The sequence below is a fragment of the Rhodococcus sp. S3 genome (genome assembly GCF_058211795.1).
The window spans coordinates 4,991,875-5,014,528 of the sequence record NZ_CM177074.1; the positions used below are offsets into that span (position 1 = coordinate 4,991,875).

The 22,654-nt window shown below is 63.0% G+C and carries 22 protein-coding genes and 1 pseudogene; 11 read left to right on the top strand and 12 right to left on the bottom strand.

Annotation, left to right across the window (positions count from 1 at the left end):
• Positions 1-8 precede the first annotated feature (8 nt).
• A complete protein-coding gene (locus tag AC0LPE_RS23175) occupies positions 9-137 on the top strand; it encodes a hypothetical protein (RefSeq protein ID WP_490605325.1) in 129 nt (42 codons plus the stop codon).
• 26 nt (positions 138-163) lie between these two features.
• Entirely contained in the window at positions 164-1,183 is a 1,020-nt protein-coding gene (locus tag AC0LPE_RS23180) for an IS3 family transposase (RefSeq protein ID WP_490605326.1), read from the top strand.
• 42 nt (positions 1,184-1,225) lie between these two features.
• Here the strand turns inward: AC0LPE_RS23180 and AC0LPE_RS23185 are convergent, their stop codons facing one another.
• The 7 genes from AC0LPE_RS23185 to AC0LPE_RS23215 all read right to left on the bottom strand — a co-directional run bounded on the left by AC0LPE_RS23185 (position 1,226) and on the right by AC0LPE_RS23215 (position 7,503).
• Positions 1,226-2,386 carry a hypothetical protein gene (locus tag AC0LPE_RS23185; RefSeq protein WP_490605327.1) on the bottom strand — a complete coding sequence of 387 codons (1,161 nt, stop codon included), beginning with the start codon at positions 2,384-2,386 and terminating at the stop codon, positions 1,226-1,228.
• Between the two features lie 331 nt (positions 2,387-2,717).
• Positions 2,718-3,410 (bottom strand): BtpA/SgcQ family protein, encoded by a 693-nt coding sequence (locus AC0LPE_RS23190; RefSeq protein ID WP_088899767.1) that lies wholly within the window; start codon positions 3,408-3,410, stop codon positions 2,718-2,720.
• A 32-nt stretch (positions 3,411-3,442) separates the two neighbouring features.
• Positions 3,443-4,054, bottom strand: a complete 612-nt coding sequence (locus AC0LPE_RS23195; RefSeq protein WP_490605328.1) for a flavin reductase family protein — start codon at positions 4,052-4,054, stop codon at positions 3,443-3,445.
• Between the two features lie 17 nt (positions 4,055-4,071).
• Entirely contained in the window at positions 4,072-4,770 is a 699-nt protein-coding gene (locus AC0LPE_RS23200) for a GntR family transcriptional regulator (protein ID WP_033098386.1), read from the bottom strand.
• 1 nt (position 4,771) lies between these two features.
• Positions 4,772-5,539, bottom strand: coding sequence for a maleate cis-trans isomerase family protein (locus AC0LPE_RS23205; RefSeq protein WP_033098387.1), 768 nt, complete (start codon positions 5,537-5,539; stop codon positions 4,772-4,774).
• 2 nt (positions 5,540-5,541) lie between these two features.
• Positions 5,542-6,444 (bottom strand): fumarylacetoacetate hydrolase family protein, encoded by a 903-nt coding sequence (locus AC0LPE_RS23210; protein ID WP_033098388.1) that lies wholly within the window; start codon positions 6,442-6,444, stop codon positions 5,542-5,544.
• Positions 6,445-6,480: 36 nt separating this feature from the next.
• The gene (locus AC0LPE_RS23215; protein WP_088899769.1) at positions 6,481-7,503 is read right to left on the bottom strand and encodes a carbon-nitrogen hydrolase family protein; all 1,023 of its coding nucleotides are present in this window, start codon (positions 7,501-7,503) and stop codon (positions 6,481-6,483) included.
• A gap of 272 nt (positions 7,504-7,775) precedes the next feature.
• Between AC0LPE_RS23215 and AC0LPE_RS23220 the strand changes: the two genes are divergently transcribed.
• From AC0LPE_RS23220 to AC0LPE_RS23245, 6 genes are all read left to right on the top strand, one after another.
• On the top strand, positions 7,776-8,873 hold the full coding sequence (locus AC0LPE_RS23220) for a cupin domain-containing protein (RefSeq protein ID WP_490605329.1): 1,098 nt from the start codon (positions 7,776-7,778) through the stop codon (positions 8,871-8,873).
• 142 nt (positions 8,874-9,015) lie between these two features.
• Positions 9,016-10,386, top strand: a complete 1,371-nt coding sequence (locus AC0LPE_RS23225) for an MFS transporter (protein WP_088899778.1) — start codon at positions 9,016-9,018, stop codon at positions 10,384-10,386.
• On the top strand, positions 10,383-11,528 hold the full coding sequence (locus tag AC0LPE_RS23230; RefSeq protein WP_088899777.1) for a thiolase family protein: 1,146 nt from the start codon (positions 10,383-10,385) through the stop codon (positions 11,526-11,528). Before AC0LPE_RS23225 ends, AC0LPE_RS23230 begins: the two co-directional genes overlap by 4 nt.
• Before the next feature lie 14 nt (positions 11,529-11,542).
• Positions 11,543-11,851: a Zn-ribbon domain-containing OB-fold protein gene (locus AC0LPE_RS23235; protein WP_247610358.1), complete on the top strand. Its 309-nt coding sequence runs from the start codon at positions 11,543-11,545 to the stop codon at positions 11,849-11,851.
• Positions 11,848-13,458, top strand: a complete 1,611-nt coding sequence (locus AC0LPE_RS23240) for an ATP-dependent acyl-CoA ligase (RefSeq protein ID WP_088899775.1) — start codon at positions 11,848-11,850, stop codon at positions 13,456-13,458. The genes AC0LPE_RS23235 and AC0LPE_RS23240 overlap by 4 nt, the downstream gene beginning before the upstream one ends.
• Positions 13,459-13,566: 108 nt before the next feature.
• Positions 13,567-15,192 carry an AMP-binding protein gene (locus AC0LPE_RS23245; RefSeq protein WP_067882324.1) on the top strand — a complete coding sequence of 542 codons (1,626 nt, stop codon included), beginning with the start codon at positions 13,567-13,569 and terminating at the stop codon, positions 15,190-15,192.
• Positions 15,193-15,457: 265 nt separating this feature from the next.
• Here AC0LPE_RS23245 and istB read toward each other — a convergent pair whose 3' ends face one another.
• On the bottom strand, positions 15,458-16,282 hold the full coding sequence (istB, locus tag AC0LPE_RS23250) for an IS21-like element helper ATPase IstB (RefSeq protein ID WP_016695443.1): 825 nt from the start codon (positions 16,280-16,282) through the stop codon (positions 15,458-15,460).
• A pseudogene (locus AC0LPE_RS23255) lies at positions 16,279-16,884 on the bottom strand (Mu transposase domain-containing protein); the annotation flags it as partial. The pseudogene AC0LPE_RS23255 and the gene istB, both read right to left, overlap by 4 nt.
• Before the next feature lie 71 nt (positions 16,885-16,955).
• On the opposite strand from AC0LPE_RS23255, the gene AC0LPE_RS23260 reads away from it, so the two are divergent.
• The 3 genes from AC0LPE_RS23260 to AC0LPE_RS23270 all read left to right on the top strand — a co-directional run bounded on the left by AC0LPE_RS23260 (position 16,956) and on the right by AC0LPE_RS23270 (position 19,236).
• A protein-coding gene (locus tag AC0LPE_RS23260; protein WP_490605330.1) for an IS3 family transposase occupies positions 16,956-18,175 on the top strand; the annotation gives its coding sequence in 2 pieces (ribosomal slippage) (positions 16,956-17,265 and positions 17,265-18,175; 1,221 coding nt in all).
• Positions 18,176-18,216: 41 nt separating this feature from the next.
• Positions 18,217-18,768 (top strand): helix-turn-helix domain-containing protein, encoded by a 552-nt coding sequence (locus tag AC0LPE_RS23265; protein ID WP_059384589.1) that lies wholly within the window; start codon positions 18,217-18,219, stop codon positions 18,766-18,768.
• Positions 18,769-19,017: 249 nt separating this feature from the next.
• On the top strand, positions 19,018-19,236 hold the full coding sequence (locus tag AC0LPE_RS23270; RefSeq protein WP_155418975.1) for a hypothetical protein: 219 nt from the start codon (positions 19,018-19,020) through the stop codon (positions 19,234-19,236).
• 350 nt (positions 19,237-19,586) lie between these two features.
• On the opposite strand, the gene AC0LPE_RS23275 is transcribed toward AC0LPE_RS23270, so the two are convergent.
• From AC0LPE_RS23275 to AC0LPE_RS23285, 3 genes are read right to left on the bottom strand one after another with little or no spacing between them, the layout of a single operon-like run.
• Complete coding sequence (locus AC0LPE_RS23275) at positions 19,587-20,231, bottom strand: hypothetical protein (RefSeq protein ID WP_490605331.1); 645 nt, start codon at positions 20,229-20,231, stop codon at positions 19,587-19,589.
• A complete protein-coding gene (locus tag AC0LPE_RS23280; RefSeq protein WP_490605332.1) occupies positions 20,218-21,765 on the bottom strand; it encodes a hypothetical protein in 1,548 nt (515 codons plus the stop codon). Before AC0LPE_RS23280 ends, AC0LPE_RS23275 begins: the two co-directional genes overlap by 14 nt.
• The gene (locus AC0LPE_RS23285; RefSeq protein WP_490605333.1) at positions 21,762-22,649 is read right to left on the bottom strand and encodes an ABC transporter ATP-binding protein; all 888 of its coding nucleotides are present in this window, start codon (positions 22,647-22,649) and stop codon (positions 21,762-21,764) included. Before AC0LPE_RS23285 ends, AC0LPE_RS23280 begins: the two co-directional genes overlap by 4 nt.
• Positions 22,650-22,654: the final 5 nt, after the last annotated feature.

Consider the following 22,654-nt stretch of genomic DNA (forward strand, 5'->3'; position numbering starts at 1 on the left):
TAGGGATCATGGCGGGACGCAAACGTCACTCGGCGGAGGACATCGTGCGCAAGCTGCGCCGAGCCGACGAGTTGGCCGCGGAAGGCAAGAACGGTGAAGAAATCGCCGCAGCGCTCGAGGTTCGGACGGGCCAGTGACGGGCCGGGCGGGGCGGCAGGCTCCTATGAGGTCACGGACATCGCGTGCTCCACTGTCGGGTGTGGTGGCCCGCTGGCGGTCGGGTCGACGGGTCCTGCGAAAGGCACTTCGGTGGCCAGGAAAATTCCGGGTCAGGCCGTCCCACCAGCGGGTTGTTCTCATTATCCACTGGAAGATTCTGAGCCCGACCGCCAAACGCGCCGCGATCACCATGCTCACCGGCACTATGCAGATGTCGGAGCGGTTCGCGTGCAAGGTCGTTGGGCTCTCCCGATCGGTTTACCGGCGGTTGCCGTTGGCGCAGACACCGGACGATCCGGATGCCGATCTGCGCGCAAAGCTGCGCAGATATGCCCGCAAGCATCCGCGGCACGGCTTCCGGCGAGCATGGGCGTGGCTGCGCTACGACCAGGGCATCGAGGTGAACAAGAAGAAGATCCACCGCCTGTGGAAGGAAGAAGGGCTGCAGGTCCGGCGTGCTCCACGCCGCAAACGTGCCGGCCTGTCCTCGGTTCCGATCGTCGACGCGGATGCTCCGAATGTGGTGTGGGCATTGGACTTCCAGTTCGACTCGACCGTCGACGGCAAGACGGTGAAGATCGCGTCGATGGTCGACGAACATACCCGGATGTCGTTGTTGAACATCGTGGACCGCTCGATCACCGCCGACCGGTTGATTGAGGGCTTGGAGAAGGCGTTCGCGATGTGGGGTGGGCCGCCGCTGGTGCTGCGGATGGACAATGGGCCGGAGTTCATCTCGGAAGCGCTGCGGGACTTCTGTGCTGGGTCGGTGGGGATGTCCTACATTCCGCCGGGCACGCCGTGGAACAACGGGTTCATCGAGTCGTTCAACAACCGGTTGCGCGATGAGTGTCTCAACCGAAACTACTGGCCCACTCTGCTCGAGGCCCGGGTGGTGATCGAGGACTTCAAGGACGACCACAATCACCGGCACCGTCATTCGGCGCTGGGGTACCGAACTCCTGCCGAGTACGCTGCCGGATGCACTCACCGGCACCAGCCGGTGGCGTGTGAGATCGACTGATCGACTGCAAGTAGGAATCGGCTCTAGAACCGACCGGACCGACTATCGGGGACCTGCCACACACGCGAGTACACCCGTGTTCTTCCATTCGAGCGGCCGGTCGATGTCGAGGCCCTCGCGAGCAAGCCACACCCCGCAGCGTTCGTGCAGCGCGACCTCGCTGACCCAATATTCTGGGTGGACCGGGGTAGAAGGCGGAGCCGAGATGTGGATGGTGTCGCCGTCGCGGCGTCGGGTACCGCGCACCAGCAGACCTGTACACAGTTCCTCTTGCCATCCTGAGATCATGGTGCCGGCGACGGCGGCGGGGGTGTGCCAGGGCGGACCGGCAAGCTCGTCGCCTGTCTGGGGTGGATGCATGGTCACAGCGAAGGTGTTCGGATTGCGGGCCCACTTGAAGTACACCACCACGTGGTCGAGTTCGACGTGTAGTCGGACCGGGCGGAACTGCGTGGCGATCCTGCCGCGGACCCGGATACCGTTGCGCAGTGCGCGCACCGTCTCGGCCGCGGTGTCGGTGAGCCGGTCGAGGGGCACACCGGTGACCTCCAGGCGCCAGCCGCCGTCGGGTTCGGTGTCGGGATGGCGGATTCCTGCGGTCGGGGCGTACGGGCCGACCCGGACGATGTGTTCTTGCAGTGCCCTCGATTCGGGATCCGGATCGAGTTTGCGGGCGTCGATGACTTTGAGCCACAACCGGTTCCAGGCGGTGTTGTCCGGGGCCAGCACCGGTGTGCCGTCCGAGGCGACGAACACCACGAACAGTGGCTGGGTGTAGATCAGGTTGGTGCGCATGCGCCGGTCCACATCGGTCCGGCGGATCATTTGGTACGCATAATCCGACCACTGTCGGCCGAGCACCGCACGCGCCCACGCTTCCGGTTCGACGGCCGGGTACTCGTGGACCAGATCGGAGCCCGCTGCCCGACGGTCGGGATACTTATCGGGATAGCCCTGCACATGGATCCGCACACACACCGGCCTCATCTCCGCAGGGAATGATCCCAGCTCGTCGGCGTCCTGATAGCTGTAGCTCACCTGGATCCGCAGGTGTGGCGTCGTCAACGACGGCCCCTCGACAGGATGAGTATCGAGCAGCACCGACTGGTGATATGGGGGCTCTCCGGTGGCGGCGAGGCCGCGGAGCAGATCACGGTAGACCGCGATGGGTTCTGCGAACCGCGTGGTGAGCAGTTCGGTCATGGCGGCGCGGTCAAGGGCGCCACCGGACTCAGCAGGCGGAGTCATTCTTTCGACGAAGTGTCAGCATGGCGCCAACGATATCCCATCGTGCGACACACCCCTGGACTCGAACGAGTGGATGTGTCCGTGCTCGGGACACGAGGGGCTTCTCCATCTCTTCCCTAGAGGACATCCCCTGCGATTTTGTTCGTCGACACGAATCAAGCGTAGAGACGAATCTCTTCTGTGCTGCTCAACCATCGTCGAACAGCACACACCGTCAACCTCTCCGTTTTCAGCGGAACGCGGGAACGCTCGGTGCTTCACCGTCTACGCGGGGACGGAATTAGGATTAATTTCTTTGCTCGACAGTGCAACGTTCGAGGAGGGTCGCCAACTTTCCGGAGTCGATGCGGTCGTTGTCGTCGGCGATTCCTGTGGAAACGAGGATATGGTCGACAAGGCCTATGAATGACTCGACGTTGTCCGGCGTGACCCCGCTGGCCAAGGCGAGCGGATGGTCGTGGAGTCCCTCGCGAAGGGCCTCGAGTTTGTGAGTGTCGGCGGCTAGTCCTGTGCCGGGTCCGGAGGTGGTGGGGATATCGACGTGGCGGCGTGCGAGTTCGCCCAGGCGGGGAAGATCGGATTCTGAGACGGGAGTTTGGTATTTGAAGGCGATGCCGCCGAAGTGCAGTCCGGTCCATCCGGTTCGTTCTCGTGCTGAGTGGAGTGAACGGAACTCGTGGTCGTCGCCGTCGAGGGAGACGCCGGCGTTGTCGGTCCAGATGGCGTCGAGAGGAATACCGCCAGGAAAGTGCGGTGCGAGGATGTTCAGTGCCTCAGTTGCGCTGCGGCGAATGACGTTTGCGCCCAGGAAGATGTCGGGGTGCTTCAGGCGGACGTGATCGATGCATCGGGCCAGGCGGATGTCATCTGCGTCGTGGTCGATGAGGAAGACTCCGGAAATGGGATGTCGACGAGCGACCTCGACTTGTTCGGACACCTGGTCGAGATCGTGGACGTGGATCACGGGATATATGCGCATCGCGATGCTCCTGCTGGTTTGCGTTGGAGGTGTCAGGGTCGTACGCGTGTCACCGTGGATGGGGCAAGGCCCCACTCGGAACGTCCGAGTCGGCTCGGCGGTGCGACCTTGGAAAAGTCGGGAAGTCCGTCCTTGGCCAGTACGGCGCTAGCGACAACGACGTTGACGACGCGTCCGAAGATCAATGAGCAGTTTCCCATCTCCACGATCGTGTGCTTGACGCATTCGAACGCGATCGGCGCTTCGGCAACTCGAGGGACAGCCAGGACATCGCTGTCGTGGGGGTTCATTCCCGCCTGGGTGAACTCATCGATCTCGTATGGAAAGGATTCGGAGGTGGCATTGATGGGGTCGATGAGTGTTTCGGTCCCGATGTTCACAACGAATTCACCGGTTTCGGTGATGTTGCGCCAGCTGTCCTTGTGACCGACCGAGTTGAACTGCACGATCGGAGGCTTGGTGGAGGCAACGGTGAAGAAGCTGTACGGAGCGAGATTCAAGATCCCGGCGCTCGAGCGCGTCGACACCCAGGCGATGGGGCGCGGCACCACCGAGGCAGCCAGGACGTGATAGAAGTCCGCAGCACGCATCACGGCCGGATCGAAGCGAGTATATGAGTCGGCGGTCGGGTCGATCGAGTACATGGTAGAGCGGCCTTGGGTCAACAGCACGCCCCGGCCGTAAGGATGTCCAGGCGTTTGGCCAAGTTCTTGTCCAGATGGGCAACGGTGCTGATCAGGTGGGTTCGCAAGGCTTGGCGGGCCTGCTCGGGCCGGTGAGCAACGCACGCTGCGAGCATGCGTTCGTGTTCTTCGCGGCGGAGGGTGAGTTGGTCACCATCCTGTTCGCTGGTGACACGGTAGCGTTCGCTGTTGAGCCAGGTCGGGTCGATGGAGCGGAGCATCCATACCGAGCCGGCAGCGCGGTAGATGGCGTAGTGAAAGTCCTTGTGTGCAATGCGAGCCTCGATGATGTCGCCGTCTTCGAGTGCGATGCGCTGCCGTTCCAATGCCTCGCGGGCCGCCGCTTCGTCGTCGGCGTCGAAATTTTCGGCGGCGCGGCTGCAGAGGATGCCTTCGAGCGTGATGCGGGTCCGGTAGGTGTCGATGAGGTCGTCCGTCGATATTTCTCGGACCCGCGCCCCCTTGTGGGGGGTCATCTCGATCACGCCGATGGCCTCGAGCTGGCGGAGTGCCTCGCGGATGGGCATCATGCTCATCCCGAAGGTGGTCGACAGCTCTTGCAGCCGGAGTGGAGCGCCCGGCGGGATATCACCGTTGCAGATGGACTCGAGAATGGCGTTGTACGCCTGTTCGAGTGTTGTCGAACGCTTGGGTTTCTTCACTCCGGCTGCGGTCATATCAGTAGCTCCCGTTCAACAGTTCGCCTGCACGGGGAACGTACCGCTTCAGGCCGAGTTCTTTCAGCAGCTGGTAGGTGGTGGCGACGGCTGCAGACAGCACAGGCTTGCCGATTCGGTCCTGAACGACCTGGACGGCAGCCAACGACGGCATCTGCACGCACGCAGACAGCACGACTACATCGGCCTGACTGTGGTCGAGCCGTTCGACGATGTCCACCAGCGCCATCGGGTCCCGGGAACCGACCTCGAGGTTGTCGGGAATTTCGAGGGCGATGAAGTCGGTGACCTCGAAGCCCTCACCGGAAATATAGTCGACGACCTGCTCGGTCAAGGGGCGCATATACGGGGCGATGAGGGCGACCTTACGGGCACCGAGCACCTTCAGCCCGTCAACCAGGGCGCCGGCGCTGGTGACCACCGGCGCTTCGGCGTCGTTGTCGACGGTCACCTGGTGCAGGCGCTTCTCCGAGGTGCAGTGGTACCCGGCGCCGCGGGTCATGATCGCTACCAGACAGGCGTAGCCGAGGACATCGACGTGGGCGTCGGACAGTTCCAGGGCGCAGCGATCGGACTCGTCGTCCATCGCTTCGAGCTGAGCCTTGGTCACTTCTTTCATCCGCATACGCGAGGAGTGGAAAGTGAAGCGCTCGGGTTCGACCTCTTCGCGGGCGCGCAGCATCGCGGGGATCTCGGTTTCCATCGTGATGTTGGAACTCGGGACGATCTGGCCGATGCGGTAGGCGCGGGGGGAAGCCGGTGTGGTCATGATCAGACCGCCTTGACGGGGTTGGCCAGGGTGCCGATCTTTTCGATGGTTGCGGCCACGACATCACCCGGGGTCAGGTACGTCGGCGGGGTCATCGCCGCACCTACGCCCTGAGGGGAGCCGGTGGCGATGATATCGCCGGGTTCGAGAGTGACTCCGGAGGTGATATCGGCAATGAGCTGGGGAATCTTGAACAACATGTGCCGAGAATTTCCGTTTTGGCGCTGCTCACCGTTGACGGTCAGCGACAACTGCAGGGTGTGCGGGTCACCGAGTTCGTCCGCGGTGACGACCATGGGACCGAAGGGCTTGTAGCTGTCCTGTCCCTTGGAGAAGAACCACTGCCCGGAGCGGCGCTGGTCGCGGGCGCTGATGTCGTTGACGATGCTGTAGCCGAAGACGTGGTTCATCGCGTCGTCTTCGGTCACCGACTTGGCGATATCGCCGATGATCACGGCGAGTTCGCATTCCCAGTCCAGCTGTTCGGTCAGCTCGCTGTTGTGCAGGATCGGCTCGTCGGGGCCGATCACCGCGGTGCCCGGTGTGCTGAACAGCACCGGCCGCGTCGGCAGATTTTCGTCGGTGTCGAGGGATCGGCTCGATTCTTCGACGTGCTCGACGTAGTTCAGTCCGACACCGATGAGCTTGCCGGGACGGAATGGGGCGTGCAGCACCACTTCGTCCAGTGAACGGGTGGCTTCTGCGGGCCAGGACTGGGTGGTGGCGATGGTCTGGGCGACCCGGCGGTGCAGGTCCGGGCCAGCGGCGATGTAGTCGCGTAGATCGTTGGGAACATCGATCACCGACTGCAGGGCGGGGACAAGATCGAGGACGAGAGCATCGTCGAGGACGACTCCGAGATGACGTTCCCCGTCGGTGCCGAAGCTGAAGTTGACAAAGCGCACGAAATTCTCCTTGTTCGATGAATGTACGGAAATCCCTTAGGCCGTTTCGGTCTCGCCAGGAACTTCCGTGAAGTGGGGAGGTGGGAAGGTAGGTGCCTGGTGACTGTTGAGGACGACGCTGGACTGCGGTTGCTGGTTGACGCTGAGTTGGAAGATGTCGAACCGGTTGTAGTGGCCGATGATGTCGTGCATCTGTTTGGGTTGGATCGATGCATTGATGTCGATGTCGGCGTACACGATTCCCTCCTCGTCGATGAGGGGCGTGGTCATCAGCCGCCCGTCCGGACCGAAGATGCCACTGAAGGCACTGTGCGGACGCTCGAGTAGCGCGCGGGCGGCCTCGTTGTGTGCCACGGTATCGACGATCTGATCTGTAATCGCGGCACAGGCGACGATGGTGAAAACCTTACCTTCGAAGCTGTGTGCAGCAGCGCGGGTCTTGATGGCTTCGACCATGTCGTACTCGGCCGGTGCAACGGGAAGGGCGATGTAGTTGGCGATGTGGACCTGCTCTCCTTGTGCCAGAAGACTGAACCGGGCCAAGGTATTGGTGTTCTCCCCGCAGGCCAGTCCACCGAGTCGCCCGATTCCGGTGTCGTAGACGCGCAGTGAGCTGCCGTCTCCGCCGGCCCAGGTCAGCTTCTCGGCCCAGGTCGGCACCAGCTTGCGGTGGACGCCCAGTAGTTCACCGGTATTGCTGATGAACAGGACCGAGTTGTACAGCGTGCCCAAGGAGTACGGATCTCGTTCGTTTACTCCGATGACGACGTGGGCATCGGCTGCGCGAGCAGCGGCGCACAAGGCCGCCACTTCGGGCCCGGGGATGTCGATGGCTGCGTGAAATAGCTTTTCGAACCAGGGGCCCCCTTCAACGGGCGTCATGGTCCAGTTCCAGTAGGGGTACGCCGAGACGAACACCTCGGGAAAAGCGATCAGCTCAGCACCGTGTGCGCTCGCCTCTGCGATCAGACGGCATGCCTTGTCCACCGTGGCGGATGTGTCGAGGAACTCCGGAGCCGCCTGCACTGCGGCGGCTCGAAACTTCGGGTATGCGGTCATCTCCGGTGTCCTTCGTTGCTGAACGTGTAGACCATCATGCCTAGGATTTGATCAAATTATACGTCTACTCGCAAGAGGTGCCTCGATCGAGAGTTGGGCGTTCAGAGGCTTGAGCAGTTAATTCACCACCTATTCGAAGAGCGCCTCTTGCCTAGTCATGTTTCCGTCATGAAAAATTTCGTTGTCAGGTCTCGCATTTGATCAAATTACGGTCTACCGTTCCCTCACAACGCGTTTGTTCCGCCGCAGTGATGTAGGAAGGAGTTGCTGATATGAGGGAAGACATCCTCGGCCGGTCCCGCGTGGAGGACACCGACGAGCTGGTGCAGTTCTACCGCCGGCTCGAGACGATGGGCGCCGGAGCGTTGTGGACGGTGGCCAACGACATCGAGCCGTGGTATCCACAACCGAAATCGGTGCCGATGCTGTGGCGTTATCAGCAGCTGCGACCGTCGGTGCTCGAATCCGCCTCGTTGGTCTCCGGTGACGATGCCGGCCGACGGGTGGTGATGCTGGTCAACGACGGCCGCAAGGACCTCAGTGCGGCCGTGGGTCTGCTCTACACCGGACTGCAGATCATGAACCCGGGCGAGTCGATGACCGCACACCGACACGCAGCCTCTGCCCTGCGGTTCGTCATCGAAGGTGAAGGAGCGTGGACGATCGTCGACGGCGACCGGCTCGAGGCCGGAGCGCGGGATTTCCTGATCACCCCGAGTGGCACCTGGCACGAACACGGCAACGATTCGGCCAGCTCCCCGGTGATCTGGCAGGACGGACTCGACATCCCCCTGGTCAACACACTCGACGCAAACTTCTACGCCGTGCATCCGGAGCTGCATCAACAACCCGGAAAAGTCGTCAACACCTCGCTGCACGAGTACGGGTCCGGGATCCTCACCCCCGCCGACCGCGGATGGAGCAAGCGTTACTCCCCGCTGCTGGCCTACCCGTGGGAACGCACCTACGAGGCGTTGCTCGCCCGCGCGGAGGTCTCCGACGGATCACCGTACGACGGCATCATCATGGAGTACGTCAACCCGCTCACCGGCGGTTCGGTCATGCCGACGATGGGCGCGCACATGCAGCTGCTGCGTCCCGGTCAGGCCACGCTCGCGCATCGGCACACCGGGTCGGTGATCTATCACGTGGCCAAAGGCCGCGGTCATTCCATCATCGGCGGACAGCGGTTCGACTGGCAGGAAAACGACATCTTCTGCGTGCCCTCGTGGGCCTGGCACGAACACGCCAACGACGACGACCGCAACGATGCGTGCCTGTTCTCGTTCAACGACTTCCCCGTCATGCACGCACTCGACCTCTACCAAGAAGCCGCCTACACCGACAACCACGGACACCAGAACCCGTGACCGCCATCTCGGTCACCTCGAGGAGCTCCAACCGCGAAGGTGATCGCACCATCGAGCCCCACCCCACAAGCCCCCTTTCACCTCCCCTCCAATTCCCGAACATATTCCGCACGGGACGTGAGACGTTCGAAGGACCTGATCGATGACAACTGACACCGGCAATACCGGATCCAACCCCTCACCACCGGCGACTCCGATCAAACGGGTCGCAACGGCCAGCTTGATCGGTAGTGCCCTCGAGTGGTACGACTTCTTCTTGTACGGCACCGCCGCCGCACTGGTTTTCGGCCCGTTGTTCTTCACCGGCGATGATTCGTTGACCGGTACGCTGGCGGCTTTCGGCACCTTCGCCATCGGTTTCGTCGCCCGCCCCATCGGTGGTGTTGTCTTCGGTCACTTCGGTGACCGACTCGGCCGGAAGTCGATGCTGGTGATCACCTTGATGATGATGGGCGTATGTACCGCACTGATCGGTCTGCTTCCCACCTATCAGCAAATCGGCTTCTGGGCCCCGGTCCTGCTGGTTGTGCTTCGCATCATCCAGGGCATCGCAGTCGGCGGTGAATGGGGCGGTGCTGTGCTGCTGATCAGTGAGAATGCTCAACCCCATCGCCGAGGCTTCTTCTCCGCCTTCAGCCAGGTCGGCGTCACCATCGGTTTCATCTTGTCATCGTCGGTCTTCGCCCTGGTCACTCTCCTTCCGGACGACCAGTTTCTGACATGGGGTTGGCGCATCCCCTTCCTGCTGGGCCTGGTTCTCATGCTCGCCGGTTTGATCATCCGCATGAAGATCACCGAAACCCCTGTCTTCCAAGAGCTGCAGACCGAAGGCAAGGTCGAGCGTTACCCCGCACTCGAGGCGATTCGCACGCAACGGCGCTCCATCCTGCTCACGGTCGGTGCGCGGATGGCGGAGAACGGCGGCTCCTACATCTTTCTGGTCTTCTCCCTGGCGTACGGCAGTCATCTGGGTATCAGCAGTGATGTCATCCTGCCGGCCATCATTGCTGCCAACGTCGTGCAGACCTTCACCATGGTCGGCTTCGGCAGACTGTCCGACCGTGTGGGTCGCCGACCGGTCTATCTCTTCGGTGCTATCGGCGTCGTCGTGTGGGCAGTGCCGTTCTTCCTGCTGATGAACACGGGAACACCGGCAATGATCTGGATCGCCATCATCGTCGCCGTGGGTCTGTGCCACAGCGCCATGATCGGCACCCAACCGAGTTTCTTCAGCGAGTTGTTCACCGGCAAGGTCCGCTACAGCGGTCTATCGATCGGCCATGAAGTCGCGGCGATCTTCGCCGGCGGCATTGCCCCACTCATCGCTACGGCCCTGCTCGCCTGGGCCGGGCACTTCTGGCCGATCGCCATCTACCTGGCGATTCTCGGTCTGATCAGCACCATCGCGGTCTACTGCGCTCCCGAGACCGCAAGCCGGTTCAAGACCTCGACGCCGAGCTCGGGTCTCGATCACAACTCAGCGAACACAGGACGCATCGGAGAGTCGGTATGAGCGCCGCCAACACTGCTGTCCTCATCGGCGCTGCAGAAGAGCCCTACACTCGGCATCCCGCCGGCGCTACGACTACACAATCGATGCTTGCTGCCGCCATCCGCAGTGCCGTCGCCGACGCGGGTTTGACGATTGCGGATATCGATGGCCTGGCGGTATCGAGCTTCACCCTCAAACCCGACCATACTGTCGATCTGGCCATGAAGTGCGGTTTGAGCCTGCGCTGGATCATGGAAGACACCAACGGCGGCGCCAGCGGGATCAACATGCTCCAACACGCGGTACGCGCAGTCGAAGCCGGCGACGCCAACACAATTGTCATCGCCGCTGGTGACCGTATGACTCATGACGACTTCCGGACCCTGGTCTCCGAATACAACGGCATTACTCGAGACCACGTCACACCTGCCGGTATGTCGGGTCCCAACGCAATGTTCGCTCTGCTGACCCAGCGCCACATGAAAAAGTACGAACTGGCGGAAACCGACTACGGCGCCATCGCTGTGGCCCAGCGGCAATGGGCATCGCTGAATCCCCGTGCGGTCTACCGCACGCCCATGACACTCGACGATTACCTTGCCGCCCCGATGGTGGCCGCACCGCTGCGGCGTTTCGACTGCGTTCCCCCCGTCAGCGGTGCTGATGCTGTCGTCGTCACCCGAGCGGACCTGGCTGCCGACCGACATACTGTCCGAGTTCGCGCCATCGGCGGGAGTATCAACTGGGACAACCACACCGGTGACGGATTACAGACAGGATTGACAGATATCGCACCCGGTCTGTGGGAGCGCAGCGGCGTGGACCCGACCGATATCGACCTCGTCAACGTCTACGACGACTACCCCGTGATGGTGCTCATCCAACTCGCCGACCTCGGGCTCGTGCCTGATGACGACTTCGGCAAAGCGGTGCATCGCATGCTCCACCACCGATGGCCCGTCAACACCTCGGGCGGGCAATTGTCAGCAGGCCAGGCAGGGTCGGCAGGGGGACTGCACGGGCTCGTTGAAGCGACTACGCAGTTGCTCGGGCACGCCGGGAAGCGACAAGTCGAAGCACGCCTGGCGGCAGTGACCGGATACGGCATGGTCACCTACCGCTATGGCGCGTGCGCCAACATGACGATTCTGGAGGCGATGTGACTACCGGAATCCAGATGCAGCGCTGCACCCGATGCGCCACCGTCGCCTTTCCGTTCCGGCTCCTGTGCCCTCACTGCCATGGTCACGAATTCGAGAACGTCATGGCACGTCAGGGCACCGTCGAAGAATGGACCGCCCAACACACCGAACCACCTACTCGCTTCGCCTCCGTCCGCTGCGACCTCGGCCCCATCGTCGTCGCGGCCGTCCACGGTCCGCCCATCACACCGGGAACGACGATCGAGCTGACCTCGATACCTCCGACAGCGCCGGACAACCCGATCGGATACGTACCGACACCCCACGCCCAGGAGAAACGATGACAGTGGAACTAGCTGCACGCGAACGTGCGTCCGCGCCCTTGCGTGGACTGCCCATCACCGAATGCACGTTGCCGGCGTTGTTGAACCGACAGGCCGACGCCTTCGGGAGCAAGACATTGCTCGAGATCGACGGCTCGTCCTACACCTACATCCAGGTTCGTGATCGCGCTGCCATGACGGCCGCGGTGTTCGAACAGGCTGGAATCCGGTCCGGAGACCGAGTCGCGACACTGACGGGCAATCGACTCGAACTGCTGGAAACCATCCTGGGAGCTACCTGGATGGGGGCGGTGGCGGTGCCCTTGAACGCAGAACTGCGAGGAGAGCAACTTCTCCATGCGCTGGCCAACTCCGGCGCCCGCATTCTGGTCATCGAACCCGCTCTGCTCAAACGGCTCCAGGAGATCACCCTCCCCTCCACATTGGAGCGGGTGTGGTCCTTGGGCAGCCCTTCCGCCGAGCCGGTTTCTGCGCTACGTGTCGAGCGATTCCCCGCACTCTCGGGTGCGAGACCGGCCGCGCCTGTTGCTCCGGGAGACACCGCAGCACTGCTCTATACCTCGGGCACCACCGGTGTGTCCAAGGGAGTGTGTTGCCCTCATGCCCAGTTCTACTGGTGGGGCGTCAATGTCAGTGAGCAGCTCGGTATCACCGAGAAGGATGTCCTTTACACCTGTCTGCCGTTGTTCCACACCAATGCCCTCAATACGTTCGTCCAGGCTCTGGTCTCGGGTGCCACTTTCGTTGTCGGCAGGAGATTTTCCGCCAGTCGATTCTGGCAAGAGGTCACCGAATCGGGTGCTACGGTCACCTATCTGCTCGGTGCGATGATCAACATCTTGTGGTCCCGTGAGCCAGGTCCCTTCGACCGTGCCCACCGGGTGCGTATCGCGTTGTCACCGGCCACACCGGCCACCTTGTTCGAACCTTTCCGGCAGCGTTTCGGGTTCGATCTCAGCGACGGGTTCGGATCCACGGAAACGAACGCGGCGATCAACTCGGCGCCAGAAGCGCCTCGGGCCGGTTATCTGGGGCGCGTGCAACCCGACTTCGACGCGATTGTCGTCGACGAATACGACGTGGAAGTTCCGGACGGTACTCCGGGCGAACTGCTGTTGCGATCCCGTGTGCCGTTCGGCTTCGCCACCGGCTACTTCACCATGCCGGACAAGACCGTCGAAGCCTGGCAGAACTTGTGGTTCCATACCGGTGATCGGGTGGTCCGGGAGCCGGACGGATGGTTCAGATTCGTCGATCGTCTCAAGGACGTGATCCGGCGTCGCGGCGAGAACATCTCCTCGTTCGAGGTCGAGCAGGTTCTTTGTCTGCATCCCGGCGTGAAAACCGCCGCGGCGTTTCCGGTGGCATCGGACATGGCCGAGGACGAGGTCATGGTCTCAGTCGTGCCCAAGGATGGCTACGAACTGCACCCAGCAGACATCGTGGCCCATTGCAGCGACAGGCTGGCCAAGTTCGCTGTGCCCCGCTTCGTCGACATCGTTGCCGAACTGCCCAGGACCGCCAACGGCAAGATACGCAAAGCGGAACTCCGCGAGCGCGGCAGGACCGACACCACATGGGATCGCGAACACATTCACGATCGGTAACACCACTTTCCGTGACGGCAGGGCTGCCGGAGTCTTCGGCTGCCCTGCCGATATTGCGGCCTATCTACGTGGCCACCGATCCGGTGGTGACAGAAAAGACAGTGCACAATGAAGACCCCAGCATCGATCGGGGCGCATCCGTGGCGTCAGTGGCCTCATCGACGTCGTACGCTCCAAGAAATCATTTGTCACGCTGCTGAACACCAGGCGGATGAACCGGTACTGACCGTCGCCGATCGCTCCTATACCGGACGTGACCTCGCCGATGTCGCTGCCCGCTGTGCGCAGTTCTTGCAGCGTCACGGTGTCACACCCGGGGACCGGGTGGTCGTTGCCACCGCCAATCGCCGAGAAATGATCGAACTGTTCCTCGGGTGTGCGTGGAGTGCAGCAGTATTCACTCCTCTCAACCCTGCACTGCGGGGGGAGATGCTGCGCCACCAACTCCGCGCAGCACGCCCTACTGTGGTGGTGTTCGATCGTGTCACCGAGACCAATCTCGCCGAGGCGAGCGATGTATTCGATCACCCGGATCCGGTGTTGGTCCGGATCTCGACAGAGCCGCTGGACGGATATGCCGACGATGAAGTGGATCGACACCACGCTTCGGTAGCGAATGCAGTCGAGTTCCAGCTCGGGGAGACCGGCGCCGAAGCAGTTACGGTAGTGCCGGAGACGACGGCGGCCATCTTGTTCACCTCGGGTACCACGGGACCATCAAAGGGTGTCATCATGCCCCATGGGCAGTTCTTTTGGTGGTCGGTGATCTGCACCGAGCAATTGCAGTTGACGTCGGCCGACACCTTGTACACCTGCTTGCCGCTATTTCACACCAATGCGTTGACCACGCTGTTGCAGGCGCTGGGCGCCCAGGCACGCGCGGTCATCGGTCCGAAGTTCTCGGTGTCGGCGTTCTGGGACCGCCTGCGTCAGTCCGAGGCCACGGTCACTTTCCTTCTCGGGGCGATGAGCAGCATGCTGTGGAACCGCAAACCCGAGGTGTTCGACAAGGAGAACTCCGCACTGCGTGTGATCCTCGGACCGGGCATCGAACCTGCCATCAAACGCGACTTCGAAGACCACTTCGGAGTCGAAGTGGCCGAGGGCTTCGGCATGACCGAAATCGGAGTGGCGTTCTATACCCCGTTGGGCCAGCACACCGAAGGGTTGCTGGGATTTCCCCATCCGGACTACGAGGTCGCTGTCGTCGATGCCGCGGATTGCCCGCTGCCGGACGGGCACGTCGGTGAGCTCGTCATTCGCCCCCGGCAACCTGCTCTGATCTCGGCGGGGTATTTCAACGCCCCCGAGGCCACGACTTCCTCACGTCGCAATCTGTGGTTTCACACCGGTGATCTGGTGAGGAAACAGTCGGATGGTATGTACCGATACGTCGACCGGCTGAAAGACTCGATACGTCGCCGCGGCGAGAACATCTCCAGCTACGAAGTCGAAGCTGCCTTCCTCGAGCATCCGGAGGTGGCTGCAGCAGCAGCGATCGCAGTACCGAGTGATCTCGGTGAGGACGAAGTGATGGTCTGCTTGCAGATGACCGACGGTAGTACCACCGAGATCGAAAAATTGATGGCATTCGCGGAACCTCATCTGCCGGCCTTTGCGCTGCCCCGCTATGTGCGTATAGTCGCCGCCTTACCGCTGACTGCCAACGGCAAGGTGTCCAAGGCAGTTCTTCGGAACGAGGGTGTCACCGACGACACGTGGGAAAAGCTGTAGCCGTACCACGGGTTCAGCTCCGAGACGAGTGATAGTGCCCCGTGGAGTGGTGGACTTCGGATCGGCTCTGCAGTAGACGTAGTGATCAACGAGTCGTGCTGGATACTATGCTGTTTCGCTCGAGCCGGTCAACGACAACGCCGGTTCGGTAGCGTGCTGTTTGGCGGCGATCACCGCCCGGAGCTCGTCCATGCTCACATCCGATGATGCGGCTCAGCGAAGGTGCTCGCTTGTGCTCAACGAAAGTGCCCACTCGTGGGCGTGTTCACTGTAGCGGTTGCCGGGTCCCGGTGGTGGCCTGACGGAGCTTTTCCGCCCGGGCATGGTGATCACGTAGACGGTAGGAATCCCCGTCGAGATTGAGTACCACCGAACGATGCAGGAGCCGGTCGAGCATCGCCGCCGCGACGGTCGTGTCACCGAGCACCTCACCCCACTCACCGACACCCCGGTTCGTGGTGATCACGATCGACGTCTTCAGATACCGTTGCGCGACAACCTGAAACAACGCAGATGCGGCCTCACCCGGCAACGGGAGATAGCCGAGCTCGTCGATCACCAACAGCGTCGGACCGGCATAGAACCGCATCGTCGTCGCCCACCTCCCCTCGATCGCCGCCCGGTGACAGCGGGCCGCCAGATCCGCGGCGGTGGTGAAATAGGTGCGGTAACCGGCATGCGCCGCAGCCCGCGCCAAACCCACCGACAGATGGGTCTTTCCGACCCCTGGCGGCCCGATCAGCAGCACGTTCGTCGCGGTTTCCAGGAACCGGCAGGAGCCCAGCTCGGCGATCAACGCCCGATCCAGACCGGGCGCGGCGTCGAAATCGAAATCGTCGAGTGAGGCCGGGGTCGGCAGGCACGCGAACCGCAACCGCCCCGCCAGCCGGCGGGCTTCGGTGGCATCGACCTCGATCGAGAGCAATTGTTCGAGGGTCGCGGTCATCGACAGGCCCTGTTTCTGCGCCCGGTCGAGCACCGAGGGCAACGCTTCGGCGGCGTCGTGCAGCTTCAGCGTCGCCAGGTGACCCCGCAGCCGCTGATAGACACTCGCTGCCGCGACGGTGGTGGTGTCGGGGTTGGGGGTCATGACAGGGTGTTCCTTCCGCGGGCGGCACGCTCGTAGGCGGCCAGATCGATGACCGGCGAGGCCGGAGAGGTCGACGGTGAATGAGACTCAGTAGTGTTGGTGCGCAATGCTTCTGCCGCAGCACGAGCGTCCGCGCCGGGTGGGATGCGTTCCTTGCGGCGGTGCGGCCGGCCTCCGGCCGCGGCACCGGCCAGTGCGGCCTGTTCGAGGGCGTGGACGTGTCCGTGATCGCGCACGATGACCCCGGCCCCGTCCGGAGCCAGCCGGTGGCGGGCGACGGTGATCTGCGAGGCGGTGACGATGTCGATCACCTCGTCACCGAGCCTGCGGGTGACGTGCACCTGCGCTGCCGCCAGTTCCGGGGGCACCGAGTAGCGGCTGCCGCGGTAGGCCACCAACGCTTGCCGGGAGACGGTCCGCGGTTCGCTGATGACCACCGGATACGGGCTGCTCGGCATCGGCGCCAGGGGTTCGCGGGCGGCGACGGTCAGCACCGAGGCTTTACCGTCGGCGGTGGCGCGCATCCGGGCATCGGCGCGCAGGGTGCAGAACTTGTCCACGCTCGCCTGCGCCTGCTCGACCGTCAACTCGTCAGCCACGGACGGGGGTTCCCCCTGAAGTGAGGACATCATGAACACTGGATCGTGAGGATCCAGAGGAAGAGATGTCACTGATGGCGATGAAGGCATACTCGGCAGAGTTCAAGGCCGATGCCGTCGCGCTGTACCTGTCCGACCCGAACCACACCTACGAGGGCATCGGCAAGGACCTGGGGATCAGCCGAGAAACCCTGCGTAACTGGGTACGCGCCGAACGTAAACGAACCGGTACATCCGAGGCCACACGTGCGCCCCGGACGTTGAGGTCGGAGCGCGAGGTATCGTCCGAGTCCGTGTTGGAAGAAGAGAACAAGCAGCTCAGAGCCCAGATCCGCAAGCTCGAGACCGAACGGGAGATCCTGCGCAGGGCCGCGAAATATTTCGCGGGCGAGACGAACTGGTGAGCCGCTTCCAATTCGTCGACGACCACCGCAACACCTTCCCGGTGAAGTGGCTGTGCCAGATCCTCGAGGTGTCCCGCTCCGGGTTCTACCGGTGGCGGGCCGCAGCGTCGGCCCGGGCCGAACGCGCCCGCGCCGATCAGGAGTTGGCCGAGCAGATTCGCGTTATCCACGCCGACTCCGACAGCACCTACGGGTCCCCACGGGTGACCGCCGAGCTGCGCGATGCCGGGCTCGAAGTCAATCGCAAGCGGGTCGAGCGGGTGATGCGCGAGCACGGGATCGTTGGGGTCCACCTGCGCAAACCGGTGCGCACCACTGTGCCCGACCCGGACGCGGCTGCGGTCCCGGATTTGATTCAGCGGGACCTCACCGCGAGCACACCGAACACCCGCTACGTCGGGGACATTACGTACCTCCCGGTAGGTGACGGCAAATTCCTTTATCTGGCAACGGTATTGGATCTACACTCCAAGCGTTTGGCGGGGTGGTCGATCGCCGATCATATGCGCACCGAGCTGGTCACCGATGCGCTGCGGGCGGCCGCGTCGGTGCGCGGTGCCGGTGGGTTGGACGGCGCAATTTTTCACAGCGACAACGGGAGCCAATACGCCTCGACCGACTTCGCCGACGTGTGTCGTGAATTGGGGGTGACCCGCTCGCGAGGTGCGGTCGGAACGTCGGCGGACAATGCCGCGGCGGAGTCGTTCAACGCGACGTTGAAACGGGAGACGCTGCAGGGTCGGAAGCGTTGGAACAGTGCAGGTGAAGCGCGTGTCGACGTGTTCCGCCGGGTCACGCGCTACAACACGAGAAGAAGACATTCCGCTCTCGGTCAGAGCTGTCCGATCGAAGTCGAGAAGCGATCGGCTACGCTGGCCGCTGCCGCATAGGAACTGGTGTCCATATCTCCGGGGGAACGCCCAAGGTCGCGATGGCGAGCAAATCGACAATTGCCGACGTCGTACTGCATCCGGTTCGGTTGCGGATTGTGCAGCAGCTCGGAGGTCGCCAGCTGACGACCGGCGAACTCCGGGCGGCACTGCCGAGCGTCACCCAGGCCACGCTCTACCGGCACGTGGCGGCACTGATCGACGCGGAGATCGTCACCGTCGTCGACGAGCGCCGCGTGCGCGGGACCATTGAACGAACACTCGCGCTCGGGGAACGCATGGCACACGTCGGGCACGACGATCTCAATGCGATGAGCGACGCAGAACTCCGAAACGCCTTCCTGACCTTCCTGAGCGCACTCGGCGAGAGTTTCGACACGTTCATCGAGAACGAGGATCGAAACCTGCGGAATTACTTGGGTTTCGGCACCACACCGCTCTACGTCACCACCGACGACCTCGCGCAGATCCAGACACGGCTCGCCGAGCTACTCGCGCCGTACCAAACCGACTCCGGCGGGGACCGCACTCGCATCGCCTTGACCACCGCGGTAATTCCCAGTCCCCCAACGATCACCGTCGAGGACGATTGAATCTGCCCGCAACGGTTCGTCAGGGTGCGTCCGGATACTCATCAGGTGTTTCATCTTGTTTTGCAGGTCGTTTCGATATTCTGGTGCTGGTCGGTGTGCCCATTGGCTGTGTGCGCCTCCTATCGCAGATTCCCACGACATCTGTACGGGGACAGGTGAGATGTCCGCTTCGTCACCAACGCCGACAGCGTGTTCCGATCACGAAGCGGTATGTCGAGATGCTCTCCGAGCTGCAGCAGCATCGCCCGTGTGGGCACCGAGCTCGCCCGTCTCCGCAAGCAGATGTTCGAGCAGGACAACGACATCGCGTTCTTGAAAGAGCGCCTCGGCATACTTGGACGCCAATCAACAGAAAGCAGAGCGGGCGCGAGTGACGTGCCACCCGATGCGATCGCTGAGGCAGCAGGTGTGGGCCGTCTCGCGGCACCGTCGCCGGCCGCGCCGAACTCGTGCGCCGGACCCGGGTGAAAATCGCGATCGCGCGGGCTGCCTGAAGAGCGACGAATCTGGCGCAATGCAGAGGCACACCGATGATGTTCTGGTACGCCAACAGCATGAACGGGTGGGGCTACGCGCTCATGGTCTTCGCGATGATCGCGTTCTGGGTGTTAATCGTCCTGGCGGTGATTGCCGTCATCGACTACTCGCCCGGACACCACAGCCACCCCGTCCTCACGCCGATACTCCTGAGCAGCTCCTCCCACAGTGGTTGGCCCGCGGCGAGATCGACGACGACGAATAACACACACCTCGAGTGGCTGCCTGGTAGTAACCGTCCCTGCGAGGTGTGCATTCACTCTGGGTACTTCGCTCTCGTCTCAGCGAGGGTCCGTCATTGCGGAGACGGCGCCATCTCCGGACCGTAGGCGCACCGGGATCCCGGCGGGATCCTGCGGCACCTCGATGGTGCTTGTGCCCGTCGCCGAGACGGCGTCCACCGCGTAACCGCCCGGGCCCGTGACCAGCGTGACGTCACCGTAGCGGGAGTTCAGATCGACGGCGGCACGGGTGTCGGTCACCGTCAGATCGCCGAACTTCGAATTCCCTTGGACAACAGTACCGTACGGGACGGCGATCTCGTATCGGGCGACGCAGGTGGGGCTGCCGACGGCAAATCTATCGGGGCAACTCGCGCTGATAATCAGACCGGACCCGTCGGTGTCGATGCGTTCATCGGGCTTGTCGCCGTCGGTGAACTCGAAGGAACGTCGGATCTCGATGTCGTCACGGTCGGAGCCGATCACCTGTGCACTCAGCGACGCGGTGGTGACACCGAGTTGTTTCGCACCCGCATCATCGAGATCGAGCGTGACGGAGGTGATCGCGCCGCTGTAATTGTCGGTCCACTGTTCCTGACTCGTCGAACCGGCGGTGCATCCGGTGAGTGCAACAGTCGAGAGTGTCAGTGCTGCAATCCCGGCAGACAGGAGGGACTTCCGGACCAGGTTTTCAACGACGGGCATGACGAACCTCCAGAACGAGTAAGGAAGCGGCGACCAACATTGCGCTGATGCCGAGTGAGAACAGTGGAGACGGGCCACTGAGCGACCCGTCGGTGCGGAGCACACCCATGACGTCGACGGCGGCGACTCCGTTGAGCACGGCGTACCAGATCACCAGGTAGACCGCTTGGAATAGGCGTGCACTGCGTCCGATCGACCCGATCAGCAGTGCAAGAGCGGGGATCAACGTGGCGCCCGCAACCCATGCGGCTACGCCGGTCAAGTCCAGCGTAAGGAGCATCTTGACCAAGGGGCCCACACCGGCGACGGCGGCAATGAGCACACCTGCACTCCACTCGGCGATGAGGCGGATGCGCGGCGAGACACCGCACTCCACAAGGGGGTCGACGCCCTGTTCGTAGGTGAGTGTGCCGAGACGCGACCACAGCAGCACCGGCAGCAACCACGCGAAGAGCAGCGCGGTGCCGACGCGATCAGCGGGAACCGCGAGGGCCGCGACCGTCACGATCGCGAGCGTGAGCCACCACCACCGCGACACACTTCCGAGATGGATACGGACCTCGCCGATCAACAGCCCCAGGAACGCGTGTCCACGCTCGGCCGGGGACAGCCCTCGTACGGTCTGTGAGAACGCGGGTGTCGCCGACGGTCCCGGTGTTGCGGAGGACGGCTGGGTGGAAGTCCTCGATAGGGAAGTCTGCAGCCGTGACGGATCGAACCGAGTGAACCAGAACGACGGCATGACGGCGACGAGCGTCGATGCCGCGATCAATCCCACACTCGCTGCGACGAGGGTCGGGTCGACGTCCATTCCGGACCACGTGAACTGCCCGAGCGCTCCGGGTTCCGCGGTGAGCCCGATCGAGATCTCGTCGTCCATGCCGGGGTGCTGCGCGGCCAGGTCGGTCTGGAACCCCGCAGTGATCGTGCCGTAGATCAGCGGAATCCCAGCGAGGAACATCGACGGATAGACGAAGAACCACAGGATGTTTCCCGCACCACCGCGCAAGAGCGGGATCGTCTCGAACACAACGGCGGCTGCTGCGGCCACCGTCAGGACCGGAAGACAGAACAACACGATCGGAAGCCAGAGCGCAGTCAAGTCGAGGCCCGTGGATTCCCCGCGGAGGAACTGCATCACGGGTGCGATGAAGGCGAGTGCGGCAGCCATCGCTGCCAGCACCATCAGGTTGCTGAGGTACTTTCCCAGCAGATACATCGGAGTACGCAGCGGGGATGCGGCAAGCGTTTCTCCTACGCCGGTGGCGATGTCGCGCGCGATGCTGCTGCGGACGACGTAGAACCCGAACAGTGGCAGCCACAGGCTTCCGATCATCGCGAGCATCATGCCGATGTACGCGCTGTCGTACACTCCCCGGAACGATCCGACCTTGACCATCGCGTACGTGGCGGAGGCGGGCGGGATGGCAACATACCCGAGCGCGACGGCGCCGAGCACGGTCACCAGGAACGCGGGACGCCGAGAACGATCCCGGAAATCTGCCATCGAGACGGCAGTAACCGCGCTGGTCATCGGGTCACCCCGGCAGGTGCGATCGGGGTATTGACCGCACTGACGTACGCGTCTTCGAGGTCGGGCTCGACAGGACGCGCACCCGGGACCGGAGGCGTGTGCGCGACTGCACGAACACGCACGCCCTGTGATGTTCGGACGGTGCGGGTGATCGTCGCTCGCTGCCGGATGTCGGCCACGGCATCGATGGGGACGATCGATTCCCACACCTGACCGTCTGCGGAACGGAGGAGTTCCTCGGGGGTGCCGCGCCTACGTAGTTCGCCGGCGGTGAGGATCGCGATGTCGTCGGCGATGGCTTCGATGTCCGACACGATGTGGGTGGACAGGATGACGATCCGGTCGGATGCCAGATCTCCCAGGAGGTTGCGGAACCGCATGCGTTCCTCAGGGTCCAGCCCGACCGTCGGTTCGTCGACGACGAGAAGTTCGGGGTCGCTCAGAAGCGCCTGCGCGATCCCGACACGCTGGCGCATGCCGCCGGAGAACTTGCCCACCGGACGCGATCCGGTGTCAGTCAGGTTGACGAGTTCGAGCAGCTCGTCGACCCGCTCCTTGGCAGACCGCGTGCTCAGTCCCTTGACTGCGGCGAGATACCGGAGAAACTCCCGGGCACTGAGATTCGGATAGACACCGAAATCCTGTGGGAGGTAGCCGAGGACACGTCGGAGCGGCTCCGGCCGAGCGACGATGTCGGTACCGTTCCACGTGACCGTGCCGGAAGTCGGCCGGGTGATCGTGGAGAGAATCCGCATCAGCGACGACTTGCCGGCTCCGTTGGGTCCGAGGAGTCCGAGAACTCCGGGCCCGATCCGCATGCTGACGTCGGTGACGGCCTGTTTACCTCGATAGGTCTTGGTGACCTTGTTCAGCTCCAGTTGCATGACTA

Excerpts from the sequence above, each read along its gene's own strand:
- AC0LPE_RS23235 (WP_247610358.1), top strand. The coding sequence starts at position 11,543 with ATGCAGCGCTGCACCCGATGCGCCACCGTCGCCTTTCCGTTCCGGCTC.
- AC0LPE_RS23200 (WP_033098386.1), bottom strand. The coding sequence starts at position 4,770 with ATGACCGCAGCCGGAGTGAAGAAACCCAAGCGTTCGACAACACTCGAA.
- AC0LPE_RS23195 (WP_490605328.1), bottom strand. The coding sequence starts at position 4,054 with ATGTACTCGATCGACCCGACCGCCGACTCATATACTCGCTTCGATCCG.
- AC0LPE_RS23285 (WP_490605333.1), bottom strand. The coding sequence starts at position 22,649 with ATGCAACTGGAGCTGAACAAGGTCACCAAGACCTATCGAGGTAAACAG.
- AC0LPE_RS23225 (WP_088899778.1), top strand. The coding sequence starts at position 9,016 with ATGACAACTGACACCGGCAATACCGGATCCAACCCCTCACCACCGGCG.
- istB (WP_016695443.1), bottom strand. The coding sequence starts at position 16,282 with ATGACCCCCAACCCCGACACCACCACCGTCGCGGCAGCGAGTGTCTAT.
- AC0LPE_RS23230 (WP_088899777.1), top strand. The coding sequence starts at position 10,383 with ATGAGCGCCGCCAACACTGCTGTCCTCATCGGCGCTGCAGAAGAGCCC.
- AC0LPE_RS23245 (WP_067882324.1), top strand. The coding sequence starts at position 13,567 with ATGAAGACCCCAGCATCGATCGGGGCGCATCCGTGGCGTCAGTGGCCT.
- AC0LPE_RS23240 (WP_088899775.1), top strand. The coding sequence starts at position 11,848 with ATGACAGTGGAACTAGCTGCACGCGAACGTGCGTCCGCGCCCTTGCGT.
- AC0LPE_RS23190 (WP_088899767.1), bottom strand. The coding sequence starts at position 3,410 with ATGCGCATATATCCCGTGATCCACGTCCACGATCTCGACCAGGTGTCC.
- AC0LPE_RS23280 (WP_490605332.1), bottom strand. The coding sequence starts at position 21,765 with ATGACCAGCGCGGTTACTGCCGTCTCGATGGCAGATTTCCGGGATCGT.
- AC0LPE_RS23265 (WP_059384589.1), top strand. The coding sequence starts at position 18,217 with ATGGCGAGCAAATCGACAATTGCCGACGTCGTACTGCATCCGGTTCGG.
- AC0LPE_RS23185 (WP_490605327.1), bottom strand. The coding sequence starts at position 2,386 with ATGACCGAACTGCTCACCACGCGGTTCGCAGAACCCATCGCGGTCTAC.
- AC0LPE_RS23205 (WP_033098387.1), bottom strand. The coding sequence starts at position 5,539 with ATGACCACACCGGCTTCCCCCCGCGCCTACCGCATCGGCCAGATCGTC.
- AC0LPE_RS23180 (WP_490605326.1), top strand. The coding sequence starts at position 164 with ATGAGGTCACGGACATCGCGTGCTCCACTGTCGGGTGTGGTGGCCCGC.
- AC0LPE_RS23275 (WP_490605331.1), bottom strand. The coding sequence starts at position 20,231 with ATGCCCGTCGTTGAAAACCTGGTCCGGAAGTCCCTCCTGTCTGCCGGG.
- AC0LPE_RS23220 (WP_490605329.1), top strand. The coding sequence starts at position 7,776 with ATGAGGGAAGACATCCTCGGCCGGTCCCGCGTGGAGGACACCGACGAG.
- AC0LPE_RS23175 (WP_490605325.1), top strand. The coding sequence starts at position 9 with ATGGCGGGACGCAAACGTCACTCGGCGGAGGACATCGTGCGCAAGCTG.
- AC0LPE_RS23215 (WP_088899769.1), bottom strand. The coding sequence starts at position 7,503 with ATGACCGCATACCCGAAGTTTCGAGCCGCCGCAGTGCAGGCGGCTCCG.